The organism is Stutzerimonas kunmingensis, assembly GCF_002929225.1.
GTDB lineage: Bacteria > Pseudomonadota > Gammaproteobacteria > Pseudomonadales > Pseudomonadaceae > Stutzerimonas.
Genome location: NZ_PISM01000022.1, coordinates 206,533 through 231,431, shown reverse-complemented (window position 1 = coordinate 231,431; position 24,899 = coordinate 206,533). Strand labels below are relative to the sequence as shown.

At 65.2% G+C, this 24,899-nt stretch carries 19 protein-coding genes and 1 pseudogene; 7 read left to right on the top strand and 13 right to left on the bottom strand.

Going from position 1 to position 24,899, the window contains the following annotated elements; all coding sequences use genetic code 11:
* Window position 1 precedes the first annotated feature (1 nt).
* The 3 genes from CW305_RS20385 to CW305_RS20375 form a co-directional block, all read right to left on the bottom strand.
* The gene (locus tag CW305_RS20385; protein ID WP_104098802.1) at window positions 2-445 is read right to left on the bottom strand and encodes a tripartite tricarboxylate transporter TctB family protein; all 444 of its coding nucleotides are present in this window, start codon (window positions 443-445) and stop codon (window positions 2-4) included.
* Between the two features lie 78 nt (window positions 446-523).
* A complete protein-coding gene (locus CW305_RS20380) occupies window positions 524-1,498 on the bottom strand; it encodes a tripartite tricarboxylate transporter substrate binding protein (RefSeq protein ID WP_104098801.1) in 975 nt (324 codons plus the stop codon).
* Window positions 1,499-1,525: 27 nt separating this feature from the next.
* The gene (locus CW305_RS20375; RefSeq protein WP_104098800.1) at window positions 1,526-2,788 is read right to left on the bottom strand and encodes an OprD family porin; all 1,263 of its coding nucleotides are present in this window, start codon (window positions 2,786-2,788) and stop codon (window positions 1,526-1,528) included.
* 180 nt (window positions 2,789-2,968) lie between these two features.
* Here CW305_RS20375 and CW305_RS20370 point away from each other — a divergent pair, with 180 nt between their 5' ends.
* Window positions 2,969-3,640, top strand: a complete 672-nt coding sequence (locus CW305_RS20370; protein ID WP_104098799.1) for a response regulator — start codon at window positions 2,969-2,971, stop codon at window positions 3,638-3,640.
* Window positions 3,633-5,033 (top strand): sensor histidine kinase, encoded by a 1,401-nt coding sequence (locus CW305_RS20365; RefSeq protein ID WP_104098798.1) that lies wholly within the window; start codon window positions 3,633-3,635, stop codon window positions 5,031-5,033. Before CW305_RS20370 ends, CW305_RS20365 begins: the two co-directional genes overlap by 8 nt.
* 14 nt (window positions 5,034-5,047) lie before the next feature.
* On the opposite strand, the gene CW305_RS20360 is transcribed toward CW305_RS20365, so the two are convergent.
* From CW305_RS20360 to CW305_RS20345, 5 genes and pseudogenes are all read right to left on the bottom strand, one after another.
* Window positions 5,048-6,967 carry a sensor domain-containing diguanylate cyclase gene (locus CW305_RS20360; RefSeq protein ID WP_245891014.1) on the bottom strand — a complete coding sequence of 640 codons (1,920 nt, stop codon included), beginning with the start codon at window positions 6,965-6,967 and terminating at the stop codon, window positions 5,048-5,050.
* 208 nt (window positions 6,968-7,175) lie between these two features.
* Window positions 7,176-9,099 (bottom strand): annotated as a pseudogene (locus tag CW305_RS20355) (sensor domain-containing diguanylate cyclase).
* Between the two features lie 131 nt (window positions 9,100-9,230).
* A complete protein-coding gene (locus tag CW305_RS20350; RefSeq protein ID WP_104098797.1) occupies window positions 9,231-10,817 on the bottom strand; it encodes a methyl-accepting chemotaxis protein in 1,587 nt (528 codons plus the stop codon).
* 123 nt (window positions 10,818-10,940) lie between these two features.
* Window positions 10,941-11,105: a hypothetical protein gene (locus tag CW305_RS23535; protein ID WP_179485434.1), complete on the bottom strand. Its 165-nt coding sequence runs from the start codon at window positions 11,103-11,105 to the stop codon at window positions 10,941-10,943.
* Window positions 11,106-11,405: 300 nt separating this feature from the next.
* Window positions 11,406-12,986 (bottom strand): methyl-accepting chemotaxis protein, encoded by a 1,581-nt coding sequence (locus tag CW305_RS20345; protein ID WP_104098796.1) that lies wholly within the window; start codon window positions 12,984-12,986, stop codon window positions 11,406-11,408.
* 610 nt (window positions 12,987-13,596) lie between these two features.
* Between CW305_RS20345 and CW305_RS20340 the strand changes: the two genes are divergently transcribed.
* Both CW305_RS20340 and CW305_RS20335 read left to right on the top strand, forming a co-directional pair.
* Window positions 13,597-14,562, top strand: coding sequence for a TAXI family TRAP transporter solute-binding subunit (locus CW305_RS20340; protein WP_014818672.1), 966 nt, complete (start codon window positions 13,597-13,599; stop codon window positions 14,560-14,562).
* Between the two features lie 119 nt (window positions 14,563-14,681).
* Complete coding sequence (locus CW305_RS20335; RefSeq protein WP_104098795.1) at window positions 14,682-17,234, top strand: TRAP transporter permease; 2,553 nt, start codon at window positions 14,682-14,684, stop codon at window positions 17,232-17,234.
* 110 nt (window positions 17,235-17,344) lie between these two features.
* On the opposite strand, the gene CW305_RS20330 is transcribed toward CW305_RS20335, so the two are convergent.
* The 4 genes from CW305_RS20330 to CW305_RS20315 form a co-directional block, all read right to left on the bottom strand.
* Window positions 17,345-18,574 (bottom strand): nucleoside recognition domain-containing protein, encoded by a 1,230-nt coding sequence (locus CW305_RS20330; protein ID WP_104098794.1) that lies wholly within the window; start codon window positions 18,572-18,574, stop codon window positions 17,345-17,347.
* 424 nt (window positions 18,575-18,998) lie between these two features.
* Entirely contained in the window at window positions 18,999-19,169 is a 171-nt protein-coding gene (locus CW305_RS20325) for a DUF1328 domain-containing protein (RefSeq protein ID WP_003282841.1), read from the bottom strand.
* Window positions 19,170-19,278: 109 nt separating this feature from the next.
* Window positions 19,279-19,515 (bottom strand): hypothetical protein, encoded by a 237-nt coding sequence (locus CW305_RS20320; protein ID WP_104098793.1) that lies wholly within the window; start codon window positions 19,513-19,515, stop codon window positions 19,279-19,281.
* A 179-nt stretch (window positions 19,516-19,694) separates the two neighbouring features.
* Complete coding sequence (locus tag CW305_RS20315; RefSeq protein WP_104098792.1) at window positions 19,695-20,126, bottom strand: PA2169 family four-helix-bundle protein; 432 nt, start codon at window positions 20,124-20,126, stop codon at window positions 19,695-19,697.
* 307 nt (window positions 20,127-20,433) lie between these two features.
* Here CW305_RS20315 and algB point away from each other — a divergent pair, with 307 nt between their 5' ends.
* From algB to CW305_RS20300, 3 genes are read left to right on the top strand one after another with little or no spacing between them, the layout of a single operon-like run.
* Complete coding sequence (gene algB / locus CW305_RS20310; protein WP_014818667.1) at window positions 20,434-21,780, top strand: sigma-54-dependent response regulator transcription factor AlgB; 1,347 nt, start codon at window positions 20,434-20,436, stop codon at window positions 21,778-21,780.
* On the top strand, window positions 21,777-23,564 hold the full coding sequence (locus CW305_RS20305) for a KinB sensor domain-containing domain (RefSeq protein ID WP_023444003.1): 1,788 nt from the start codon (window positions 21,777-21,779) through the stop codon (window positions 23,562-23,564). The genes algB and CW305_RS20305 overlap by 4 nt, the downstream gene beginning before the upstream one ends.
* 21 nt (window positions 23,565-23,585) lie before the next feature.
* Window positions 23,586-23,990 (top strand): DUF1330 domain-containing protein, encoded by a 405-nt coding sequence (locus CW305_RS20300; RefSeq protein ID WP_104098791.1) that lies wholly within the window; start codon window positions 23,586-23,588, stop codon window positions 23,988-23,990.
* Between the two features lies 1 nt (window position 23,991).
* Here CW305_RS20300 and CW305_RS20295 read toward each other — a convergent pair whose 3' ends face one another.
* A complete protein-coding gene (locus CW305_RS20295; RefSeq protein WP_014818664.1) occupies window positions 23,992-24,780 on the bottom strand; it encodes an N-acetylmuramoyl-L-alanine amidase in 789 nt (262 codons plus the stop codon).
* Window positions 24,781-24,899 lie beyond the last annotated feature (119 nt).

Below are 24,899 nucleotides of genomic sequence, written 5' to 3'. Positions count from 1 at the left end.
TTCAGCTCTCCAGCAGACGCAGCAGGCCAAGCGGCAGCGGCACGTCCAGCAGGTAATCGAACAGCCCGTAGAGCAGCACGCCAAGCAGCGCACCGCTGATCACGCTGGGCCACAGGCGACCGTTGAACAGCAGACCGAGGGCGAAACCGGCCAGAGCGGTGCTGATGACGAAACCCAGGGTTTCGAACAGCAGCGCGTAGGCCAGCAGGGCCAGCACGCACAGCACGGCGCGCTGCGCCTTGGCACGATCGAACGCTGGCGTCGGCTCACCGTGCGGTTTGAACAGCAGCCACGCCGCACCACAGGCCATCAGCAACAGCAACAGCAGCGGGTAGGCGCGCGGCCCGACCGGGTCGTAGGCAAAGGGCGCCTCGAAGCCCCAGGCGAGCAGGGCGAGGCCGGCGCAGGCGAGCAGCCACGCCGCGGCGAAGACACGTACGTACATGACGGGATACCTCAGGGATTCGGCGACCCGGCAGCTGCCGGGCCAGCCGTACGACCCGCGGGCGCGGGCCGGTTCGCGTTACTTGACCAGACCGAACTCGCCGGCCAGCGCCTTGTAGTCCTGCACCTGCTTCTTGACGAAGGCCTCCAGCTCATCGCCGGTCATCGACAGCGGGAACAGGTCGCGCTGTTCGCGCAGCTTGGCGAAGTCCTCGTCGGCGAGCAGGGTGTCGAACTGGGTCTTCCACCAGTTGAAGTCCTCGTCAGGCACTTCCAGCCCCATGTAGAAGCCGCGGATCACCGGCCAGCTGATGTCGTAGCCCTGTTCCCTGGCAGTAGGAATGTCGGCCAGCTTGCCCGGCAGACGCTCGTCGGACAGCACGGCGAGGATGCGGATCTTGCCGGCGTCGAGCTGCGGGGTGACTTCGCCGAGGCCGCTGGAAGTGACCTGCACATGGCCGCCGAGCATGGCGGTGAGCGTTTCGCCGCCGCCCTCGAAGGCGACGTAACGCAGCTTCTTCGGATCGACACCGGCAGCGCGGGCGATCAGTGCGGTCTGCATCCAGTCCTGGCCGCCGATGGTGGCGCCGGCGCCGAATACCACGCTGCCCGGGTCCTTCTTCACCGCGGCAATCAGCTCGTCGAGGTTCTGGTAGGGCGCGTCGGCACGTACCGAGATGGCGCCGTAATCAGTGCCGACCGCGGCGAGCCAGCGCACGGCGCTCTCGTCGTAGCGGCCGAACTTGCCCTGGGCGAGGTTGAGCAGCGAGCCGCTGGAGAAGGCGGTGATGGTGCCGGCTTCCGCCGCACGCTGGGCGACCACCGCGTTGTAGGCCACCGCGCCGACGCCGCCGGGCATATAGGTGACGCGCATCGGTGCTTCGAGCAGGCCGCTGTCCTTCAGGCCGCTCTGGGCCAGCTTGCAGGTCAGGTCGAAACCGCCGCCGGGCTTGGCCGGGGCGATGCACTCGGGGCGCTTGGGTTCGGCCAGCAGCTGGCTCGAGAGCAGCAGGCAGGACGACAGCAGGGCGAAACGGCTGAGTCTGGTTTTCATCGGGTAGTCCTCGCGTTCTTGTTCTGTTTACCAGATCGGCAGGCTGTAGCTGACGATCAGACGGTTCTCGTCGGCGTCACGGGCGAAATCGGAGCGGTACATCGCGTTGCGCCAGCGCAGCGCGACGTTCTTCAGCGGCCCGCTCTGCACCACGTACTTGAACTCGAAGTCGCGTTCCCACTCGCTGCCGTTGTTGCCGCCGCTGTACTCGGCGTTGTCGCCGGAGATGTAGCGGGTCAGGAAGGTCAGCCCGGGGATGCCCATGGCGGCGAAGTTGTAGTCGTAACGGGCCTGCCAGGAACGCTCGTCGGCGTTGGCGAAGTCGTTGATCTGTACGAAGTTGACCAGGAACGGATCACCGCCGTCGATGTAGGCGTAGCCGGTATCGCCGCGCATCTGCTGGTAGCCGACGCTGACCTTGTGCCCGCCCAGGCTGTAGCCGAGCATGCCGTTCCAGGCCTGGTTATCGATCTTGCCGGCATTCGCCGCGCCGGTGTCGTCGCTGAGCATCACCCGCAGGTCCGCACTCAGCGCGGAGTTGTCGCTCAGCGGCTTGTTCGCCAGCAGGCCGAAGAAGTGCTGGCGATACACGTCATCCAGTTCGCCGTAGTAGTAGCGCCCGGTGAGGTTCTCGTTGAAGGCGTATTCGGCACCGGCGAAGGTCAGGTGGTCGGCCTCGGCGGCGCTGGCGAAGCGGCCGTTCTTGTTGTTCAGCTGCAGGTCCTGGGAGTTGGTCGAGGAGCGGTCGATCACCTTGTCCAGGCGGCCGCCGGTCAGGGTCAGGCCGTCGATATCGGTGGAGGTGACGGTAGCGCCCTCGAACACCTGCGGCAGCGTGCGGCTGTCGCTGGCCTTGACTACCGGCGTCTCCGGAATGTGCGAGCCGTAGCGCAGTTCGGTCTCGGCAATCTTGGCCTTGGCGGTCAGGCCCAGGCGGCTGAACTCGTCCGGCGTGCTGCCATCGTCGTGCACCGGCAGCAGGTCGGTGCCAGCGCGGCCGCCACCGGAATCCAGCTTGACGCCGAGCATGCCCAGGGCATCGAGGCCGACGCCGACGGTGCCTTCGGTGAAGCCCGACTGGACGTCGAGAATGAAGCCCTGGGTCCATTCTTCACGCTTGGACTGGCCGCTGCCTTCGCGGAAATCGCGGTTCAGGTAGATGTTGTGGGTCTGCAGGGTCGCGCTGCTGTCTTCGATGAATGCGGCCTGGGCCATGGGTGCCAGCGAGGCGGCGGCAACGGCCAAAGCGAGACGGGCAGGAGCGGGTGAACGTCTGACGGCAGTCAGCATCGGGTATCTCCACTATTGTTTTTGTTGTGACGGCGCATGCGCCGCGCGTGGTGGTTCGAGCCACCTGCGAGCGATCCTAGGCGGTCAAGCTTTCGCCAGCCTTTCAGCGCTGAAAGCCGGCAGCGGCGTGAAAGTTCTGCCGCTACACTGGCGCTCCGTCGCCATCGCAGAGGACAGGCAATGCGAATTCTTCTGGTCGAGGACCACCCCCAGCTGGCCGAAAGCGTGGCGCAGGCAATGCGCGCCGCCGGCTGGACCGTGGACCTGCTGCACGATGGCGTCGCCGCCGACCTGGCGCTGGCCAGCGAGGACTACGCGCTGGCGATCCTCGACGTCGGCCTGCCACGGCTCGACGGCTTTCAGGTGCTGGCGCGCCTGCGCGAGCGCGGCAAGACGCTGCCGGTGCTGATGCTCACCGCCCGCGGCGAGGTCAGTGATCGCGTGCACGGGCTCAACCTCGGCGCCGACGACTACCTGGCCAAGCCGTTCGAACTGTCCGAGCTGGAAGCACGGGTCAAGGCGCTGCTGCGGCGCAGCGTCGGCGGCGGCGAACGCCAGCAGCGTTGCGGCGCGCTGGTCTACGATCTGGATGCGCGGCGCTTCAGCCTGGCCGACGAGCCTCTGACGCTGACCTCCCGCGAGCAGGGCGTGCTGGAAGCGCTGATCGCCCGCCCCGGTCGGATGATGAGCAAGGATCAGCTGGCCGCCCAGGTATTCGGCCTGGACGAGGACGCCAGCGCCGACGCCATCGAGATCTACATCCACCGTCTGCGCAAGAAGCTCGAGGGCCAGCCGGTACGCATCGTCACCTTCCGCGGCCTCGGCTACCTGCTCGAGGCGCTCGATGGCTGAGGAAGCGCTCGCCGGCAGCCTGCGCGCGCGGCTGCTGCGGCGGCTGGCGATCCTGCTCGCACTGCTGTTGCTGTTTGGCGGCCTGAGCGCCTACTGGAACGGCCGCGCCGCCGCCGATACCGCCTACGACCGCACCCTGCTCGCCTCGGCCCGAGCCATCGCCGATGGACTGGTCACCCATGAAGGCGTGCTGCGCGCCAACGTGCCCTACGTGGCGCTGGACACCTTCGCCTACGACAGCGCCGGGCGCATCTACTACGGGGTACTGGACATCCAGGGGCGCCTGGTCAGCGGCTACGAGAACCTGCCGGCGCCCGCTGCCGACGTCCCGCGCACCGACGACTACCCGGCGCTGGCGCGCTTCTACGACGGCGAGTTCCAGGGCCAGGGCGTGCGCCTGGTCAGCCTGCTGCAGCCGGTCAGCGAACCGGAGCTCAACGGCATCGCCGAGATCCGCGTGGCCGAAACCCTCGGCGCCCGCGAGCGCATGGCGCGCAGCCTGCTGACCGACACCCTGTGGCGCGTCGGCCTGCTGGCGGTTGCCGCGCTGGTGCTGGTGTGGCTGGCGGTCAGCGCTGCATTGCGACCGCTGGGGCAGCTCAGCGAGGCGGTGCAGGAACGCGCACCGGATGACCTGCGGCCGCTGCCGCTGATCCATGTACAGCGCGAGCTGAGGCCGCTGGTGGCGGCGCTCAACGGGTTCACCGAGCGCCTGCGCGGGCAGTTCGAACGCCAGGCGCGCTTCATCGCCGATGCCTCCCACGAGTTGCGCACGCCGCTGGCGGCGCTCAAGGCGCGGATCGAGCTGGGCCTGCGCGAAGCCGAACCGGCGGTCTGGCGCAGCACCCTGGAAGACGCCGGACAGAGCACCGACAAGGTCATCCATTTGGCCAACCAGCTGCTCTCGCTGGCGCGCATCGAAAGCGGCGCGCAATCCATCGCCGAAGGCGGCGCTCAGCGCCTGGACCTGTCGCAGCTGGCCCGCGAGCTGGGCCTGGCGATGGCCGCGCTGGCGCACAAGCGCGGCGTCGCCCTGGCGCTGGAGGCCGAGGCACCGGTATGGATCGACGGCGAGCCGACGCTGATCAGCGAACTGCTGAGCAACCTGCTGGACAACGCGCTGGCGCATACCGGCGACGGCGGCAACGTGGTGCTGCGCGTGCTCGACGGCGCCGTGCTGGAGGTGGAGGACGACGGCCCGGGTATTCCGGCCGCCGAGCGCGATCGCGTCTTTGCGCGCTTCTACCGCCGCGACACCGGCGGCCATGGTGCCGGCCTCGGGCTGGCCATCGTCGGCGAAATCGTCCGCGCCCATCGCGCCGAGATCAGCCTGGATCAGGACGCTCTCGGCGGCCTGCTGGTGCGGGTGCGTTTCGTACCGGCCGAGAGCTGAAAGGCGGCCGCGCCTCAGGCAAACACGGTCGCGCCATCCGGTCCGAGGTCGGCGGCCTCGACCACGCAATTGCGGCCGCTGCGCTTGGCCTCATAGAGCGCACGGTCTGCTGCACTGAGCAACTCCAGCGGCGCCGCCGTGGCTTGCGGATCGAGCGTAGCCACGCCAAAGCTGATGGTCAGGCTGATGCGCTCGCCATCGCAGTCGAGCTCAAGCCGCTCGACATCCCGCCGCATCCGCTCGGCCAGCAGCACCGCCTGCGGCCCGCCGGTTGCCGGCAGCGTGATGACGAACTCCTCACCACCGTAACGCGCCGCGAGATCACCGGCTCGCTGGCAATGCTGCTGGAGTACCGCCGCTACCCGGCGCAGGCACTCGTCGCCGAACGGATGGCCGTAGCTGTCGTTGACTCGCTTGAAGTGATCGATGTCGCCCAGCAGGACGGTCAACGGCGTGCCGTTGCGGCGTCCGCGACGGACCTCGTCTTCGAGTAGCTGATCGAAGTGGCGGCGATTGGCGAGGTGCGTCAACGGATCGGTGGAGCTCAGTCTGAGCAGCTCGGCATTCGCCAGCTCGAGACCGTGACGGACTTCCTCGAGCGCCTTGGTGCGCGCCACTACGCGCGTTTCCAGCTCTTCATTGGCACGCTGTTGGATCAGCAGTGCCTGTTGCTTGGCCTGCAGGTGCTGCTCGCGTTCGTCGGCCAGGCTGCGCGATGCCTCCAGCGCCAGCTGCTGGGCGGCGATGCGCTGATTGCGCTCCAGGTTGATCCGTTCGGCAAGCGCCATCGATAGCAGCACGAACTCGATGAACATGCCTACCAGCTGGCCATGCAGCGTCAGGCGATTGAGTGGCATGTAGCCCCACAGCGCCAGAAGGTGAATGACGGTGAAACCCAGCAGCGTTATCCAGGCGATGCTGAACAGCCGCGCCGATACGTTGCCACGGGCCCACAACGTGAGCGTCACCGCCAGGCTGATCAGGCAGTAGGGCAGCGCCACGTATTCCATGAACAGCCAGTGTGCATGCTCCGGAATCAGCAGCACCGCCAACAGCACCGTGATCCAGTAGCAGCCCAGCACCCAGGTGATGTGCCAGACCCAGCCGCCGTACTGGCGAACCTGCAGAAAGCGTACGACGAAAAGCAGTGGAGTAAGGAAACACAGGGTTGCCGACAGCGTGTAGAAGCGCGCCGAGAACGGCGGTGCGCCGGGCCACAACACCAGCTGGCCGAAGCCGCTCATGGTGCCGACGTAGAACATTGCGCTGAGCAGATACAGCACGTACAGCAGATAGCTGAGGTCGCGGGTGAAAATCAGCAGGCTCAGGTTGTACAGCACGATGACGATCATGCCGCCGAAGAACAGGCTGAACAGCGCCGTATCGAGCACCTTGCCCTCGATGAAGCTCTTCTCGTCGACCAGCTCCAGCGGCAGCACCATCAGCTCGCTGGCCTCCAGCTGCAGATAGACCACCGCCTGCTCGCCGGGCTGCAGGTTCAGCGGGAAGACCAGGTTGTGATCGACCACCGGCCGCTGACTGACCGCCAGCGTATCGCCAGCGACCATGGGCTCACCCCATCGGTCCTGCCGCGGGTAGTAGACACGCAGCGTAACGCGGTCGAGCACGGGCCACTTGAGCAACAGATACCAGCTGCTGGCGTTTGCTTGGAGGTTATGCACCGGGAATCGTAGCCATGCGCCTGCTGGCTGGCGGAGCAGATTGGGTACCTGCAGCGGCTGCCAGCCCCGGTCGTCGCTGCGTGCCTGGTCGAAGCCAGCCTCCAGCCGGCCAAGCGCGTACTCCGGTTGGCCAACCTGCAGCCCGGGAGCGTGCCGGCTTTCGATCATCAGGCTGTCTTCGGCCACAGCCCGGCCCGGCGCGGCACCAAGCAAGAGCATGAAGCACAGGATCAGCAGTGCATTGAACGGCATCGATTTCTCATGGCCGGTAGCGCCGCCGGAATCGAGCCGGAAGCGCTTCGGAAGGACGTGGTGGTATCGGCGCGGCCCCGCCGTGCGATCGGAGCCTGAAGCGGGTCATTGTATGTAACTTTTTGTATTTAGGCGCGCAGCGGGCGGTCCCTTTTTCAGGGCATGCCAGCGAGCCGCGCGGACCTCGCGCAGGACCGTTTCATACCGCTCAAGCGTTGAGGGCCGGAGTCTGCTCGCCAGCATTCACCTCAGCGGCCAGAACCACCTGGTCGCGACCAGCGTTCTTGGCCTGATAGAGCGCCGCATCCGCCGCCGCCAGCAGATCGGCCGGCGCGGCGAGCGAGGGGGTCAGCGTGGCGACGCCAAGGCTGATGGTCAGCGCCACCGGCTGTTCGCCATGCTGCAGCTGCAGGTGCGCGATCGTGCAGCGGATCGATTCCGCCAGGGCGACGGCCTGTTCGGCGTCGAGCCCCGGCAGGAGGACGACGAACTCCTCACCGCCATAGCGCGCCGCGACGTCGCCGGCGCGCTGGCAGTGCGCGGCGAGCACTGCCGCGACCTGGCGCAGGCACTCGTCACCGAAGGGGTGGCCGTAGCTGTCGTTGACCCGCTTGAAGTGATCGATATCGGCGAGTAACACCGACAGTGGGCTGCCGGCGCGCCGCGCGCGGCGGATTTCCTCGTCCAGCAGACGATCGAAACGCCGGCGGTTGGCCAGCTGGGTCAGCGAATCGGTGGTGCTCAAGCGCATCAGTTCGGCATTCGCGGCTTCCAGGCCGTGGCGGACTTCTTCCAGCGCACGGGTGCGTTCGTACACCCGCGCTTCAAGCACCTCGTTGGCGCGCAGTTGCAGATCCAGCGCCTCCTGCTTGGCCTGCAAGCGCAGTGCGCGCTCCTCGGCCAGCGATTCCGAGGCGTGCAATGCCAGTTGCTGCGCGGCGATGCGCCGGTTGCGCTCGACGTTGATGCGCTCGGCCAGCGCCATGGATAGCAGCACGAACTCGGCGAACATGCCGATCAGCTGGCCATTCAGCGTCCAGGCGTTGAGTGGCAAGGTGCCGTTGAGCGCCAGCAGGTTGACCCACGGTGAAGCCGAGCAAGGTGCTCCAGGCGATGCTGAACAGCCGCGCGGACGGATTGCCGCGCATCCACAGGTTGAGCGTCACGGCCATGGTCACGACGCAGTGCAGCAGCGCGACACTGTCCATGAACAGATAGCGCGCCAGGGTTGGTGCCAGCAGCAGCATGAGCACCGCCACACCCCAGTAGCCGGTCAGGCTGACGGACACCGCCCAGACCCAGCCGCCATAGCGGCGTATGCCGAGAAAGCGCAGGGCGAACAGCATCGGCGTGAAGAAGCACAGCGCCGCGGAAAGGCCGTAGAAGCGTGCCGACAGCTCGGGGATTTCCGGCCAGAGGTAGAGCTGGCCGAAGCCGGTAATGGTCAGCACGTAGAACACCGCGCTGAGCAGGTAAAGCACGTAGAGGAAGTAGCTGCCGTCGCGGGTGAAGATCAGCAGGCTGCAGTTGTACAGCACGATCACCAGGATGCCGCCGAAGAACAGACTGACCAGCGTGACGTCGCGAAGCTTGCCCTGGATCAGCTGCTTTTCGTCGATCAGCTCCAGCGGCAGGGCGAGGGTTTCCCTGGCCTGCAGCTGCAGATAGACCACCGCTCGCTCGCCCGCCGGCAGCTCGAGTGGATAGACGAAGTGATGGTCGGCCAGCGGTCGGCTGCTCAGTGCCACGGCATCCCCGGCCAGCATGGATTGACCCCAGCGGTCGCTGTCCGGGTAATACAGGCGCACCGCGACGCGGTCGAGCACCGGCCATTTCAGCAGCAGGTACCAGCGCTTCGCGGCGTCGCCCGTGTTATGCAGCCGGAGGCGCAGCCAGGCACCGTCGCGCTGTTTGCCAAGGTTGGGTTTGTTCAGCCGCTGCCAGGGCAGATCGGCTGCGGCGATCTGGGTGAAATCCGCGTCCGGCCTGCCCAGCAGGTATTCCACTGCGCCGACCTGCAGCGTCGCCGCCCCCCTTGTCTGCAGCACCGGCGATGGCTCAGCCGCCATCGCGTTGCCGGTCCAGGGCAGCAACGTCAGGCAGGCGACCATCAGCAGTAAGGCGCGCATCATGTGGAAATGCCTCGTCGGCGCGGCAATGGCCAGCGAAGTGCCAGCCAACCGGCGTCATTTAATAAGCGCCGACGAGTGCATGATGCCACCCTGATATCAGTCTGTCCCGTGCAAGCGACAGACTGCTGCAATCACGCCCGCCGCCGCGCCCAGAACTGTTGCACCAGCTCGAGCATGCCATCGGCCAACTGGGCGACGCCGCAGGCGCTGCGCTGGCTGTGCAGACCGGTGGCAACGTGATTGTCCGAGCTGCCGCGGATGCTGACGATGCTCTGGGTGATCTCCTCGCTGGCCGAGCTTTGTTGATCCACCGCTGCGGCAATCTGGCTGCTCATGGCGCTGATCTCGTTGACCCGGCTGTTGATGCCGCCGAGCGAATGTTCGGCCTGGTCGGCATGGCTGACGCTGTGCTGCGCCTGCTCGCGGCTACGCTGCATGACGTCCACGGCCTGGCGCGCACCGGCCTGCAGCGAGCCGATCATGCTCTGGATATCGGTGGTCGCGCTGGATGTGCGCGATGCCAGCTGACGCACCTCGTCAGCCACCACAGCGAAACCGCGGCCCTGATCGCCGGCACGCGCCGCTTCGATGGCTGCATTGAGCGCGAGCAGGTTGGTCTGCTCGGCAATGCTGTGAATCACCTCGAGCACGCGGCTGATTTCCTGGCTGTGGCTTTCGAGCTGATGAATGACTTCGGCGGCCTGCTGGATGTCACCGGCCAGCCGCGTGATGCTACTGCCGGTGAGGCCGACGATCTCTCGGCCGCTGGCCGCTTCGCTGTCCGCGCGGGCCGCCACCTCGGCCGTGCGCTGCGCGTTGAGGGCGACTTCCTGCACGCTGGCGGTCATCTGCCGAATCGCCGTGGCGATCAGATCGGTTTCCTGCTGCTGGCGCGAGGCGCTTTCGGTACTGCCATGCATGGCACCGAGCAGGTCGCGGGCGTGGCTGCTGAGCTGGCGGCTGCAGTCGGCGATGCGCCCGACCATGGCGCCGGCTTCGGTTTCCAGCATCTTCATGGCAAAGGCGATCTCGCCGATCTCGTCACGGCGTCCGGTGTAGATCAGCTGGCTTACCGGGTTGTGGCCGATGCGCCGCGCCTGTTGCGCCAGCTGCGTCAGCGGCGCGAGTGCCAGCGCCGCCAAGCCAGTGGCCACCGCACCGCCTAGCACGGCCGCGGCGGCACCGGCGGCCAGCGGCGCACCGAGCAGCAACGCGCCGAGCGCCGCGCCTGCGGCACTGCCGAGGCCAGCCAGCAGCGCTACCCGGCCACGCAACCCGAGCCGCGAAGCGCGCAGTGCGCCTGCGGCACGGCCCTCGCGCAGGCGTGCGTAAAGCGCCTCGGCGGCGCGAATCTGTTCGGGCTGCGCGCGGGTCCGCACCGACTGGTATTCGACGACCTTGCCGTCGCGGCCGACGGGTGTGGCGAACGCGCTGACCCAGTAGTGATCGCCGTTCTTGCAGCGGTTCTTGACGATGCCCATCCACGACCTGTTCGCCTGCAGCGTTTGCCAGAGGTCGGCAAAGGCGGCCTCGGGCATGTCGGGGTGGCGCACGAGGTTGTGCGGCTCACCGAGCAGCTCGTCTTCGCTGAAGCCGGAAATCGCCACGAAATCCGGATTGGCGTAAGTGATGGTGCCGTTCAGATCGGTGGTGGACAGGATGTTCGCCGTCTCGCCGACCGTGATTTCGCGGCCGCTGACGGGAAGGTTGGTGCGCATAAACAGATCTTCCTTGGAAATGGGGTCTGAGTACGCGAGGCAGGTTCGGCGCTGCTTCTGTTGGCAGCGCTCGCATGGATGCGGCGGACATCCTTGTACAGGGGGCCGGTTACGGTTTGGCGATCAGCGTTCGTCCTTCTCTCCCATATCGGTTTCCAGCTGCTCGAGCAGGTCGATCAGGCGCCGGCGCAGCTGGCCGAGCTCGCGCGATTTGAACGAGCGTCGCGTGCGTTCTAGTACCTGAATGGTTTCTTCCAGCGCAGTGCGCAGCGTCTCTTCGGTCAGCATTGATTCATCTTTTCGTGCTAGCACATGCAGGTTGAGTGCCGATCTCAGTCAGGGCGCGCCTTGCAGCAGGACGCGAGCCCAAAAAAAAGGCGCCAGCCGTGGTGCACCCCCAAAGGGAATGTCACGGCTGGCGCCTTAGCTATCAGGCCCGATTGTCCTGAGCGGTAAAGCAGCTTTCGCAGCATGCGAAACTAGTGGCATTTTGCCTCTACGCGAGCCACGTAACAAGCCCGCCGCAGACGGCGCGGGCAATGCACCGCGCCCTCTGCGGCGCGCACCATTGCGGTTCACCGACAGCCCTCAGCCACGCCGCCGGGTCCAGAACTGCTGCACCAGCATCTCCATGCTGCTGGCCAGATCGGCGACGCCCGACGCGCTCTGCCGGCTGCGCAGGCCGCTCTCCACATACTGGTCGGAGCCACCGCGGATGCTGACGATGTTCTGGTTGATGTTCTCGCTGACGCTGCTCTGCTGCTCGACGGCCGCGGCGATCTGCATACTCATCGCGCTGATCTCGTTGACCCGGCTGTTGATGCCCTGCAGCGAGCGCGCCGCCTGGGCCGCATGTTCGACGCTCTGCATGGCCTGCTCGCGGCTGCGCTGCATGACCTCCACCGCCTGCCGTGCCCCGCCCTGCAGCGCGCCGATCATGCTGTTGATCTCCTGGGTCGACTGCTGGGTCCGCGATGCCAGGCTGCGTACTTCATCGGCGACCACGGCAAAGCCACGGCCTTGCTCGCCGGCCCGCGCCGCCTCGATGGCCGCGTTCAACGCCAGCAGGTTGGTCTGCTCGGCGATGCCGCGAATGACGTCTAGCACCTTGGTGATGTCATTGCTGTGCGCCTCCAGCTCATGGATCACGTCACCGGCCTGCTGGATGTCCTGTGCCAGTCGGCCGATGGCCGCCCCAGTGCGGTTGACCACCTCGGTGCCGGTCGCCGCTTCGCTGTCCGCGCGGCTGGCTGCCTCGGCGGTGCGCTGGGCGTTGCTTGCCACTTCCTGCACGCTGACCGCCATCTGGTTGATCGCCGTGGCGACCTGATCGGTTTCGCTTTGCTGGCGTGCAGCGCTCTGCGTGCTGCTGTCCATCGCACCGAGCAGTTCGTGGGCATGCTGGCTGAGTTGACGCGAGGCATCGCCGATACGGCCGACCATGGCGCCGGCCTCGGTTTCCAGCATCTTCATGGCAAAGGCGATCTGGCCGAATTCATCACGCCGGCCGGCATAGAGCTGCCCCACCGGGTTGTCACCGACCCTGCGTGCCTGCTCGGCGAGGCGCTGCAGCGGTGCCAGCGCGACATAGGCCATTGCACCTGCGCCCAGCACGGCGGCAGCGGCGGTGGCCAGCGCAGCGATCAGACCCGCTCCAGCCAGCAGCGCGCCGACCACGCACGGCGCGGCACCCAGCGCCGCCAGAAGCGCGACGCGACTGCGGGCGCTCAGCGGTGCACGGCGCAGCGCAGGCGGCGGACGCTTGTTGCGCAACTGCGCGTACAGCTGCTCGGCGGCTGCGATCTGAGCCGGCGCGGGCTTGGTGCGTACCGATTGGTATTCGACGACCCGACCGTTGCGGCTGATCGGCGTGACGAACGCGCTGACCCAGTAGTGATCGCCGTTCTTGCAGCGGTTCTTCACCATACCCATCCATGAGCTGCCGCCCCGTACGCTCGACCACAGGTCGGCGAAGGCCTCGGTGGGCATGTCCGGATGGCGGACGATGTTGTGGTGCTGACCAAGCAGCTCGCTTTCCTCGAAGCCGCTGATCTTGATGAAGTCCGGATTCACATAGGTGATGTCACCGTTGAGATCCGTGGTGGAGAGAATATTGGCGGTGTCGCTGATGGAAACGTCGCGGCCAGTGACCGGCAGGTTCATGCGCATTGGTGGTCTCGTGAACAAGGCAAAGCGTGTTGTTCTTCTCCGCCACGGACGTCTCGGTCGATGCACCTTTTCGGTACCTCGTGCACTCCCTGCCAATATCGCCACCCTGCGGTGATCGCTCCTTGCTGCTGACGGCCCAGCGGGTCGTTTGTATCGGTTTTGTAGCGCCGAAGACGGGCACGAAAAAAGCGCCAGCATTGATCCACCTCACTGGATGACCCCTGATGGCGCTTCAGTCGGCAGGCCCGTGGTCCTGTCCGATCAGCAAGTCTCCTCGCCTGGAGACTGATGTCAGATTGATATCATTGATCTCGACTAGCAATGCGACTGAAGTCCTACTCCGCCGGTCGGCTTTTACAACAGGCATGGCAGTAGGCCACTAAAGCTGTACAGATAATACATGCGGTACAGCATTCGTACATAAAAATATGGCGCCGCTCGCGCAACCCTTCTGTCGTCATCCGGTCCTAGCATTGGGGCGCAACGCTTGCCCGGATCGACATGGCAGGTCCGCAGGCTGTTACCAACGCGGTCGCCTGCTAGACTCAAGTTCCGCGCAGACTCACAAGGGATGCCGGGAATCCGAAAACAACCAAAAAGGAGTGCATCCATGAAAGGCAAATCCTTGGCATGGATCTTTACCGCTGCTCTGGCGGGAACCGGCCTGAGCGCAGTGGCACAGGCGCAAGAGAAGTTCGTCACCATCGGCACGGGCGGCCAGACCGGCGTTTATTACGTTGCCGGGCAATCGATCTGCCGCTTCGTCAACCGCAACGCGGAAAACATCAAGTGCAACGCGCCGGCGAGCGGCGGCGGCGTGGCCAACGTCAACGGCCTGCGCAGTGGCGAGTTCAACTTCGGCATCATGCAGTCGGACCATCAGTACAAGGCGATGGAAGGCGTGGCGCCGTTCGAGAAAGAAGGCAAGATGGACGACATCCGTGCCGTCTTCTCGCTGCAGAGCGAAGTCTTCACCGTGCTGGCTCGTCGCGACGCCAATATCAAGGGCCTGGATGATCTGAAGGGCAAGCGCGTCAACATCGGCAACCCCGGTTCTGGCCAGCGCGACACCCTCGAAGAAATCATGAAGGAAAAGGGCTGGGACAAGTCGGCCTTCTCCCTCGCCGCCGAACTGAAGCCGGCCGAACAGGCCAGCGCTCTGGGCGACAACAACATCGACGCCATGACCTACTTCGTCGGTCATCCGAATGGCGCCATCCAGGAAGCCACCACCACCGTCGATGCAGTTCTGGTGCCGATCACCGGCCCGGAAATCGACAAGCTGCTGGCTGCCAAGAGCTACTACACCAAGGCTGAGATCCCCGGGGGCCTGTACAAGGGCAACGACCAGCCGACGCAGTCCATCGGTGGCAAGGCCGTGCTGTCCACTACTGCCAAGGTCGATGCCGAAGTGGTCTACCAGCTGGTGAAGTCGGTGTTCGAGAACATCGAGCGCTTCCAGCGCCTGCACCCGGCATTCAAGGATCTCAAGCCGGAAGAGATGATCGAAGTCGGCCTGAGCGCGCCGCTGCATGAAGGCGCCGAGCGTTACTACAAGGAACGCGGCTGGTTGTAAGGCTCAGCGGGGCCGCGTCGCGGATGCGGCCCTGACGTCGATGCCTTAGCCGAAAACCCGTGCGCCCCATGGCCACGGGTTTTCGCGGTTCCGTTACCTGAAAAAACAGGCCTCAATTCATGCAAGACAAACAACTGTCCACCGAGGAACTGATCGCCCAGGATGTCGGTGCGCGCTTGCCCGAAGGCCCGATGGCCGCGGTCATCGCCGGGCTGGCGCTGCTCTGGTCGCTGTTCCAGCTGTGGATCGCCTCGCCGCTGCCCTTCGTACTCGGGTTCGGCGTGCTGAACGACACCGAGACCCGCTCGATCCACCTGGCGTTCGCGCTGCTGCTGGCATTTCTGGCCTACCCGGCCTTCAAGAGATCGCCCAGGGACCGCGTACCGCTGTTCGACATCGCCCTGGGGCTGATCGCTGCCTCCACCGCCGCCTACCTGTTCATCGTTTACGAACAACTGGCGCAGCGCCCCGGCAACCTGACCACCATGGACCTGATCACGGCCTGCCTCGGCATTCCGCTACTGCTGGAAGCCACGCGCCGCGCACTCGGCCCGCCACTGGCGATCATTGCCCTGGTGTTCCTCGTCTATAGCGTCGCCGGCCCCTGGATGCCCGGCCTGCTGGCCCATCGCGGGGTGAGCTTCACCGCCTTGGCCAATCACCAGTGGATCACCACCGAAGGCGTGTTCGGTATCGCTTTGGGGGTTTCCACCAGTTTCGTCTTTCTTTTCGTACTGTTCGGCGCACTGCTCGAACGTGCCGGCGCTGGCCACTATTTCATCCAGCTGGCGTTCAGCATGCTCGGGCATTTCCGCGGCGGTCCGGCCAAGGCCGCGGTCGTGGCCTCCGGTATGACCGGCCTGATTTCCGGCTCGTCGATCGCCAATGTGGTGACCACCGGTACCTTCACCATCCCGATGATGAAGCGCACCGGTTTCTCGGCCGAGAAGGCCGGCGCGGTGGAAGTCGCCTCATCGGTGAACGGCCAGATCATGCCGCCGGTGATGGGCGCCGCGGCATTCCTGATGGTCGAATACGTCGGCATCCCCTATGTCGAGGTGATCAAACACGCGTTCCTTCCCGCGCTGATCTCCTATATCGCGCTGGTCTACATCGTCCATCTCGAGTCACTCAAACTCGGCCTCACCGCATTGCCGCGGGCCAACGTCGCCAAGCCGTGGATGCAGCGTCTGATTGGTTTCGCCTTCGGCGCGGCGCTGATTTCCGGCCTGTCGCTGGGCGTCTATTACGGTCTTGGCTGGCTGAAACCGGCACTTGGCGATTCCGCGCTTTGGGTCATCGGCGCGTTACTGGCATTGGTCTATCTGGGCCTGCTGAAGATTGCCGCAAGCAACCCGCCACTGCCCCATGAAGACCCTGACGCTCCGCTAGAGCAGCTGCCCGAGACGCGTCCGGTGCTGCTCTCCGGCCTGCACTTTCTGCTGCCGGTGGTGGTGCTGGTCTGGTGCCTGATGATCGAGCGGCTGTCGCCCGGCCTGTCGGCATTCTGGGGCTCGGTGATGCTGGTGATCATCCTGCTCACGCAGCGGCCGCTGCTGTCGATGCTGCGCAAGGACGGCACCCACGAGCACGGCACCTTCATGGATGGCGTCGTCGATCTGCGCGAGGGCCTGATCGCCGGTGCGCGCAACATGATCGGCATCGGTATCGCCACAGCGGCGGCGGGCATCATCGTCGGCGCGGTATCGCAGACCGGCGTCGGCCTGGTGCTGGCCGACCTGGTCGAGCTGCTGTCGATGGGCAACCTGCTGCTGATGCTGTTGCTCACGGCCTTCCTCAGCCTGATCCTCGGCATGGGCCTGCCGACCACCGCCAACTACATCGTGGTGTCCAGCCTGCTGGCGCCGGTGATCGTGGCGCTGGGGCAGCAGAATGGTCTGATCGTGCCGCTGATCGCGGTGCACCTGTTCGTCTTCTACTTCGGCATCATGGCCGACGTCACGCCACCGGTGGGCCTGGCATCGTTCGCTGCCGCGGCGGTGTCCAAGGGCGACCCGATCAAGACCGGTATCACCGCTTTCTACTACAGCCTGCGCACGGCGGCGCTACCGTTCCTATTCATCTTCAACACCGACCTGCTGCTGATCGACGTGGACTTCTGGCACGGCGTGCTGATCTTTGTCGTGGCGACCATCGCCATGCTGATCTTCGCCGCCGGCACCCAGGGTTACTTCCTGGTGCGCAGCCGCTGGTATGAAAGCCTGTTGCTGCTGCTGGTGGCCTTCACCCTGTTCCGCCCGGGATTCTGGATGGACATCATCCACGACCCCTATCGCGACATCGAGCCAGCCGCGCTGGTCGAGACGCTGGAACGGGTGGAAGAAGACAGTCAGCTGCGCCTGCGCGTGCTGGGTGAGGATGACGTGGGCGACCCGCGCGAGTTCGTCGTGCTGCTGGCAATCCCTGACGGCGAAAGCGGTGAGGAAAAGCTCGAGAAGATCGGCCTGATGACTTACAAGGACGATGGCAAGGTGCTGATCGATAGCGTCACCTTCGGCAGCCCGGCCGCCGAAGCAGGCCTGGAGTTCGACCAGCAGATCCTGCGCGTACGCGCGCCGACCGATCGCTGGCCGAAGGAATTCATGTGGATTCCGGGCTTCCTGCTGTTCGGGCTGATCGTCTGGATGCAGCGGCGCCGCCGCCAGCGCTGACTGCAGTCGCTGCAAGAGAAACCCCGGCCACAGTACATGTGGTCGGGGTTTCTTTTTTAAGCGCTATAAACGCCCGTCAGATTCGGAGCCGGGCAGTGCGCGGCTTCGGCTCAGCCGAAGAACCAGTAGCACACGGCAATCGCGGCGATGATGCCGGCCAGATCCGCCACTATCGCGCAACCCACCGCATGGCGCGCGCGCTGGATGCCTACGGCGCCAAAGTACACCGCCAGCACATAGAAGGTCGTCTCGGTACTGCCCTGTACCGTAGCCGCCACCAGTGCCGGGAAGCTGTCCACGCCCTGACTCTGCATGGTCTCGATCAGCATCGCTCGCGCCGCACTGCCGGAAAACGGTTTGACCAGCGCAGTCGGCAGGGCATCGACGAAGCGTGTGTCCCAGCCCAGCGCCTCCACCATCCAGCGAATGCCTTCCAGACCGAAATCCAGCGCGCCGGAGGCGCGCAGAGCGCCGATCGCGCAGAGCATGGCGATCAGGTAGGGCAACAGGCTCTTGGCGACATCGAAGCCCTCCTGCGCCCCCTCGACGAACGCCTCATACACCGGCACCTTGCGCAGCGCACCGACGGCCAGAAAGGCGATGATCAGACCGAACAGCGTCAGATTGCCCAGCAACGAAGACAGCGACGCCAGCGCGGTCGCCGACAGCCCCGCCAGCAGCGCCATGAAGCCACCGAGCAGCAGTGCACCGGGAACGAAGTAGGCCAGCACCACCGGATCCCACAGGCGCAGCCGCTGCACCAGTGCCACCGCCAGTAGGCCGGCCAGCGAAGATGCACTGGTCGCCAGGAGGATCGGCAGAAAAACCAGGGTCGGGTCTTCCGCGCCCTGCTGTACGCGGTACATGAAGATCGACACCGGCAATAGCGTCAGCGACGAGGTGTTGAGCACCAGAAACAGGATCTGCGCATTGCTGGCCACGGTCGGCAGCGGATTGAGCTCCTGCAGCGCGCGCATTGCCTTGAGGCCGATTGGCGTCGCGGCGTTGTCCAGTCCCAGGCCGTTGGCGGCGAAGTTCAGGGTGATCAGCCCCAGCGCCGGATGGCCTGCCGGCACTTCGGGCATCAGGCGGCGGAACAATGGCCCGAGCAGACGCGCCAGGAGTTCGATGAGCCCGGCCTTTTCCGCGATGCGCAAAAAGCCCAGCCACAACGTCAAGGTGCCGAACAGCACGATCATCACTTCTACGGCCAGCTTGGCCATGGCGAACAGGCTTTCCACCAGCGCGGCGAACACTGCAGGGTCGCCACCGATCAGCCAGCGCCCGAGGGCGGCAACCGCGGCGATCAGAAAAAAGCCCAGCCAGAGGCCGTTGAGCATGTCGTTCTCCCGTCGAAAGCTGGACGCGATGATAGCGGTGCGCGCGCGCACGGGTCATCCGCAGATCAGTAGACGGCAAGAGGAAAACGATGAGGTAGAGGGACTGCGAGATGAGTGGAGAGGCTGCGAAAGACGATGAAGCAGATCGGACATTTGTTGCTGCATGCCGGGAGCGATTGCGCCCCCGGCCGCAGCTTCACAGAACCCGGTCCGATTAGGAGGTACTCCCTGTACCTCTAGGTCGCTCCGCGATGCAGAACAACCCGACCCCCTGGTTCCCCCCGCTGAGGGGTGAAGCGCGCGGAGCGGTTAGGCCCGCGCGCTCTGGATCACCTTCGAAAGCCGAACATGACCCGGCGAAATTGGCTTCCTATGCCACTGAAACTCCTCAATCAGCCGCCCTTGCGGGCGGCCATCGATTGCATCACACGCGTGGTCCGCGGCCGCGGCCAAAGATCAGCGACGCTACGAACAGAACCAGGAAAACCACGAACAGGATCTTGGCGATACCCGTTGCAGTGCCGGCGATACCACCGAAGCCCAGTACCGCAGCGATGATGGCGATGATCAGGAAGGTAATGGCCCAACTCAGCATGGTGTGACTCCTCTTGTTTCAGGAACGGTTCTCAGCGGATCGGTCAGTCCGATCGGCATCGAGTGTGTAAAGCATCCTTGCTGATTCGCTTGCACGTCCCCTTCGTTGCTCAGAATACCCAGCGCTGGTCAGAAGGCGCCTGGCGATAGTCGATGGTCTGCGGCTCTTGGCCGGTCCGCATGAGCTCAATAGGTTGAGCGTCATACATGCCGATTCGTTCCGCTGAATTCTGTTGCGCCTGGCTGAGCGGTTGCGACAGCGGGCGCTCGGCACCCATGATCAGCATGACTACCGCAGCAGAGAGGAACCCCTTGCTGGCCAATGAAAAGCGGGCTTGGCGATTCATCCTCAACTCCTTCTAAGCGTGGCGACGTCGTTTCGTTGAGGGGGATATTGCAGGCGCCGTGCCAGCTCGCATTACAATTTAAAATTGTTATAAATCAATGAGTTAGAGATTATGCCCAGCGTCCTGGCAACTCAATTTGCATGAGCGCCCCAGCAATGCCGGGCGTTTTGCACGAACGCTTAATGCCTAGCTTCCTTGAGGTGGCGTATGCGCTCATGACAGGCACGCAGCTTCGGCAGCTCGATGGCGAGCAGCGCTCGGATATCCGGCTCGGCGTCTCCTACAGCATCCTCGAAGGCATGCAGAATGCTCGCTTCCGTCTGCTCCAGCTGGTCGACATAGGCGGTGTCGTGGTCGCCGATGCGTGATCGAGCGTCGGCATAGAGCTCACGCATCCGGCCGGTCAGCGTCCCGCCCTGCGACGGGTGCTCATGGTTGGCTGCAACCTTCACGCTGAGGGCCTGGATGATCTGCGTCTTGGCCTGCGCCAGATCGCGAAACAGGTGCTGCAGCTCGACGTCCTTTACTTCGTCGGCGGCATGCTGGTAGAAACGCTGCCCGTCGCGGGTGATCTCAATGAGCTCATTGAGCTGATTCATGGACTGATTCATAACACCTCCTGCATGGTTGCAACAGATTCGCCACACGCCCGCTCGGCGAGAAGTGACGCCCTGTGTTCAGGGTCGCAAGCCCCATGCCAGGCCGGCGCAAGCGCCAGCGGTAACCAAATCAGCCACTTGGGCGATGCCATTGCAGGCGTCGGAGTGCAGCATGCAGGAAAGCCGTGCTGATACCGTGCAACTTGCAAGACTTTTCATAGACTAAGGTCTCGCCAGCAACGCAACGGCGCCGCCCGGCGCTCGACACACATAATCCGAGCAATTCAGCGACCGATACGCCTTTTGATGGGGAGCATCCATGGACCAAACGACGGACAACGGCGGGCGCATCCTCCTGGTGGATGACGAAGCGGCGATCCTGCGTACCTTTCGTTACTGCCTGGAGGACCGCGGCTACACGGTCATGACTGCAGCCAGTGCGGCGCAGGCCGAGGCCATTCTGCAGCGTCAGGTATTCGACCTGTGCTTCCTCGACCTGAGACTTGGCGAAGACAATGGCCTGGACGTCCTGCAGCAGATGCGCCTGCTCGCGCCCTGGATGCGCGTGGTAATCGTCACCGCCCATTCGGCCGTGGACACCGCCGTGGACGCCATGCAGGCCGGCGCAGCGGACTACCTGCTCAAGCCATGCAGCCCGGAACAGCTTCGCCTGTCCGCCGCCAAGCAGCTGGAAGTCCGCCAGATGGCGGCCCGACTGGAAGCGCTGGAAGGCGAGATGAAGCAACGCAGCGACGCCCTCGGCTCGCACAGCCCGGCGATGATGGCCGTGCTGGAAACCGCGCGGCAGGTGGCAGACACCGACGCCAACATTCTCATCCTTGGCGAATCGGGTACCGGCAAGGGCGAACTGGCGCGTGCCATCCACACCTGGAGCCGGCGCTCGAAGAAGGCCTTCGTCACCATCAACTGCCCGTCGCTGTCCGCCGACCTGATGGAAAGCGAGCTGTTCGGGCACAACCGCGGCGCCTTCACCGGCGCGACGGAGAGCACGCTGGGCCGGGTCAACCAGGCCGACGGCGGCACGCTGTTCCTCGACGAGATCGGTGACTTCCCGCTGGCGCTGCAACCCAAGCTGCTGCGCTTCATCCAGGACAAGGAGTACGAGCGGGTCGGCGACCCGGTCACCCGCCGCGCCGATGTGCGCATCCTCGCGGCGACCAACCTGAACCTCGAAGAAATGGTGCGCGAGGGCAAGTTCCGCGAGGACCTGCTGTATCGCCTCAATGTCATCACCCTCAACCTGCCGCCCATGCGCGAGCGTCCCGAGGACGTGCTGACCCTGGCCGAACGCTTCCTTGCCTCGTTCGTGAAGAACTATGGCCGCCCTGCGCGCGGTTTCAGCGATGCAGCGGTTGCCGCACTGAAGACCTACCGCTGGCCGGGCAACGTGCGTGAACTGCGCAACGTGGTGGAACGGGCGAGCATCATTTGCCCGCAGCAGATGATCGAGGTCAGCCACCTCGGGCTGGGCGAACAGGTAGGCAGCAACGCGCCACGCATCGGTGAGCCGCTCAGCCTGGAGGCGCTGGAGAAAGCGCATATCGCCGGCGTGTTGAGCACCAGCGATACTCTCGATCAGGCCGCGCGCATCCTGGGTATCGACGCCTCGACCCTCTACCGAAAACGCAAGCAGTACGGCCTATGAAACTCCAGATGAAGCTGCGGACCCGCCTGTTTCTCGGCTTCTCCGCGCTGATGACGGTTGCGCTGCTGGGCCTGCTGCTGGCGCTGGTCAGCGTCATGCAGATGGCCAAGAGCCAGGAACAGCTGATCCGCAACAACTTCGCCATCATCGAGATCAACCAGCAGCTGCGGCAGACGCTGGGCAACCACCTGATCGTGATGCTCACCGACAGCGGTCGCAGTGAAGCGCTGGAACCGCTGAGCCAATCGTTTCAGCAGACGCTCGAACGCGGCATCGCCGAAGCCAGCGACGAGACCGATCGGCAGGCATTCCAGGCCGTCGCCAGCGCCTACGCCAGCTTCCTGCAGCAGGTCGATGCCGCCCGCAACCAGAACCTGACGCTGCTGGAAGACAATCCGCTCAGCCAGGCCTTCAATCAGGTGCGCAGCCTGATGACCGACATGCAGCGCACGGCGTACGACAAGATCCGCGACACCGAGCTGCGCAGCCGTGACCGGGCGTCGCTGCTCGCCGGCCTGCTGGGCCTGACGGCGATCGCGGTACTGCTGATCGGCTTCATCACCGCGCACAGCTTCGCCCGCCGCTTCGGCGAACCGATCGAACGGCTGTCCGCCGCCGCCGACCAGATCGGCCGCGGCGACTTCAACATTTCCCTGCCGACGCCGCACATCGCGGAGCTGTCCTCGCTGAGCCGCCGCTTCGGCCTGATGGCTCAGGCTCTGCACGAGTTCAAGCAGACCAACGTGGAGGCGCTGGTCAACGGCCAGCAGCGTCTGCAGGCACTGCTCGATAGCATCGACGACGGCCTGCTGATCGTCGACCGCGACGGTCGACTGGAGCACGCCAACCCGGTCGCCCAGCGGCAGCTGGCCTGGGAGAACGAGCACCTCGGCTCGACCCTCGGCGAAGCGCTCGGCTACCCGGACCTGGACAATGCAGCGCGGCAGGTGCTGGACGACAAACCACTGTCCGACCCACCCGAAGACCTGATCATTGAGGCGGACGGCGAACGCCGCCTGCTGGCCTGGCGCATCAGCCCGGTGAGCCACCACGACGGCAGCATCAGCGGTGCGGTCATGGTGCTGCACGACGTCACCGATCAGCGCACCTTCGAACGAGTGCGCAACGAGTTCGTGCTGCGGGCCTCCCATGAGCTGCGCACGCCGGTCACCGGCATGCAGATGGCCTTCAGCCTGCTGCGCGAACGCCTGCGCTACCCGGCCGGCAGCCGCGAGTCGGACCTGTTCGACACCGTACACGAGGAAATGCAGCGACTGGTCCGGCTGATCAATGACCTGCTCAACTTCTCGCGCTATCAGAGTGGCCAGCAGAAGCTGGAGCTGGAGCAGTGCCACATCCCCGAGCTGCTCGAGGCCGCGCGTCAACGCTTCGAGGTCAACGCTGCCGAACAGGAGGTTCAGCTCAAGCTGGAGTTGCAGCAGCCGCTGCCGACGCTGATGCTCGACCGCCAGCAGATCGAGCGGGTGATGGACAACCTGCTGAGCAATGCCCTGCGCCACACGCCCAAGGGCGGCGAGGTTCGGCTGCTGGCGCGGCACCACGGCGAGCGGATGATCCTCAGCGTCGAGGACAACGGCGAAGGCATTCCCTACAGCCAGCAGGCGCGCATCTTCGAGCCGTTCGTGCAGATCGGTCGCCGCCGTGGCGGTGCCGGACTGGGCCTTGCCTTATGCAAGGAAATCGCTCAGTTGCATGGTGGGCGTATTGGCGTGCATTCACGGATCGGCCACGGCACCATCTTCTACGTTGCGCTGCCGATCTGACAGCGCCATCGAGGAGGCCACATGCCGAGCCTGAACCCCAGCCCCGAACAGCTCGCCGACTTCGCTGCGACGATGCCTTCGGGCGTGCCGATCCTGATGCTCAACCTGCTGCGCTATAACGACCAGGCGACCTATCCGTCAGGTAGTCAGCACAGTCCGTGCAGTGGTCGCGAGGCCTACGCCCGCTACAGCCGCGTGGCACTGGCCAAGGTGCAGGCCAGCGGTGGCGCGGTGGAAGTCAGGACCAAGGCCCATGCCGCGCTGATCGCCCCGACGGACGAGCAGTGGGACGACATACTGCTGGTCAGCTATCCATCCAAGGAAGCCTTCCTGGCGATGATCGGCGACAGCGACTATCAGGCTGCAGCCGAGCACCGTAGCGCCGCGCTGGCCGACTCGAGACTGATCGGCACCACCCGCTACTGAGTCAGCGCCCCGCCTGGTTACCGAGCACCTGCAGCATCGCGGCGGTCTCGGCATCGGGTTCGCCGTCGAAGCGAGCCGGGCGGTATTTCATCTGGAACGCAGCGATCACGTTACGCGTCTCGTCGTCCAGATGGCCGTGGCGCGGCACCCGGTAACCCTGCGCCGCCAATGCATCCTGGAACCAGGCGATCGTCGGCAGCCCGGCCGATGCATAGCGCATCCGCTCGGCCGCCACCGCATCGGCGTCGGGCCAGGGCAGCAGCCCCTCCTCGGCCAGGCGTTTCCAGGGGAACAGCGGCCCCGGATCGACCTTGCGCTGCGGGGCGATGTCGCTGTGGCCGATGATGGCGCCCGGCTTGAGGTCGTGACGCGCCATGATGTCCTTGAGCAGCACCACCAGCGCGTCGATCTGCTCCTCGGAGTACGGATACCAGAGCCGGCGCCCGTCGGCGCTTTCCACGTAGCCGCGGTTGACCAGCTCGATGCCGATCGATGTGGCGTTGAGCCAGGTGCGCCCGTTCCACTCACTCTCGCCGGCATGCCAGGCGCGGCGGTTTTCATCCACCAGGCGGTAGATGGTCGCCGGCGATTCGGCGATCAGGTAGTGGCTGCTGACGTCGCGGCCGCTAAGCAGCTGCAGCGAACGGGGCAGGTCGGTCGAGGTGTAATGCAGGATGATGAACTGGGCGCGGCTGTCGTGGCCGGTCGAGCTGTAGCTGGTATCGATGCGCGGACCACTGGCGCAACCGGCCAGCAGCAGGAGCATCAGGACGGCGGGGATGGTTTTCATCGGGACGACCTCTGTGTCGACGGCGAAATGACGCAGATGAGCAGCAGCCCGCTGCGAGGGGCTCCGCTCATGTCGGTGCGGTGAGGGGCGTGATTATACCGGGCGATCGGGACCGGGCC

Coding starts and splice junctions, on each gene's coding strand:
- CW305_RS20385 (WP_104098802.1), bottom strand. CDS start 445: ATGTACGTACGTGTCTTCGCCGCGGCGTGGCTGCTCGCCTGCGCCGGC.
- CW305_RS20380 (WP_104098801.1), bottom strand. CDS start 1,498: ATGAAAACCAGACTCAGCCGTTTCGCCCTGCTGTCGTCCTGCCTGCTG.
- CW305_RS20375 (WP_104098800.1), bottom strand. CDS start 2,788: ATGCTGACTGCCGTCAGACGTTCACCCGCTCCTGCCCGTCTCGCTTTG.
- CW305_RS20370 (WP_104098799.1), top strand. CDS start 2,969: ATGCGAATTCTTCTGGTCGAGGACCACCCCCAGCTGGCCGAAAGCGTG.
- CW305_RS20365 (WP_104098798.1), top strand. CDS start 3,633: ATGGCTGAGGAAGCGCTCGCCGGCAGCCTGCGCGCGCGGCTGCTGCGG.
- CW305_RS20360 (WP_245891014.1), bottom strand. CDS start 6,967: ATGCCGTTCAATGCACTGCTGATCCTGTGCTTCATGCTCTTGCTTGGT.
- CW305_RS20350 (WP_104098797.1), bottom strand. CDS start 10,817: ATGCGCACCAACCTTCCCGTCAGCGGCCGCGAAATCACGGTCGGCGAG.
- CW305_RS23535 (WP_179485434.1), bottom strand. CDS start 11,105: ATGCTGACCGAAGAGACGCTGCGCACTGCGCTGGAAGAAACCATTCAG.
- CW305_RS20345 (WP_104098796.1), bottom strand. CDS start 12,986: ATGCGCATGAACCTGCCGGTCACTGGCCGCGACGTTTCCATCAGCGAC.
- CW305_RS20340 (WP_014818672.1), top strand. CDS start 13,597: ATGAAAGGCAAATCCTTGGCATGGATCTTTACCGCTGCTCTGGCGGGA.
- CW305_RS20335 (WP_104098795.1), top strand. CDS start 14,682: ATGCAAGACAAACAACTGTCCACCGAGGAACTGATCGCCCAGGATGTC.
- CW305_RS20330 (WP_104098794.1), bottom strand. CDS start 18,574: ATGCTCAACGGCCTCTGGCTGGGCTTTTTTCTGATCGCCGCGGTTGCC.
- CW305_RS20325 (WP_003282841.1), bottom strand. CDS start 19,169: ATGCTGAGTTGGGCCATTACCTTCCTGATCATCGCCATCATCGCTGCG.
- CW305_RS20320 (WP_104098793.1), bottom strand. CDS start 19,515: ATGAATCGCCAAGCCCGCTTTTCATTGGCCAGCAAGGGGTTCCTCTCT.
- CW305_RS20315 (WP_104098792.1), bottom strand. CDS start 20,126: ATGAATCAGTCCATGAATCAGCTCAATGAGCTCATTGAGATCACCCGC.
- algB (WP_014818667.1), top strand. CDS start 20,434: ATGGACCAAACGACGGACAACGGCGGGCGCATCCTCCTGGTGGATGAC.
- CW305_RS20305 (WP_023444003.1), top strand. CDS start 21,777: ATGAAACTCCAGATGAAGCTGCGGACCCGCCTGTTTCTCGGCTTCTCC.
- CW305_RS20300 (WP_104098791.1), top strand. CDS start 23,586: ATGCCGAGCCTGAACCCCAGCCCCGAACAGCTCGCCGACTTCGCTGCG.
- CW305_RS20295 (WP_014818664.1), bottom strand. CDS start 24,780: ATGAAAACCATCCCCGCCGTCCTGATGCTCCTGCTGCTGGCCGGTTGC.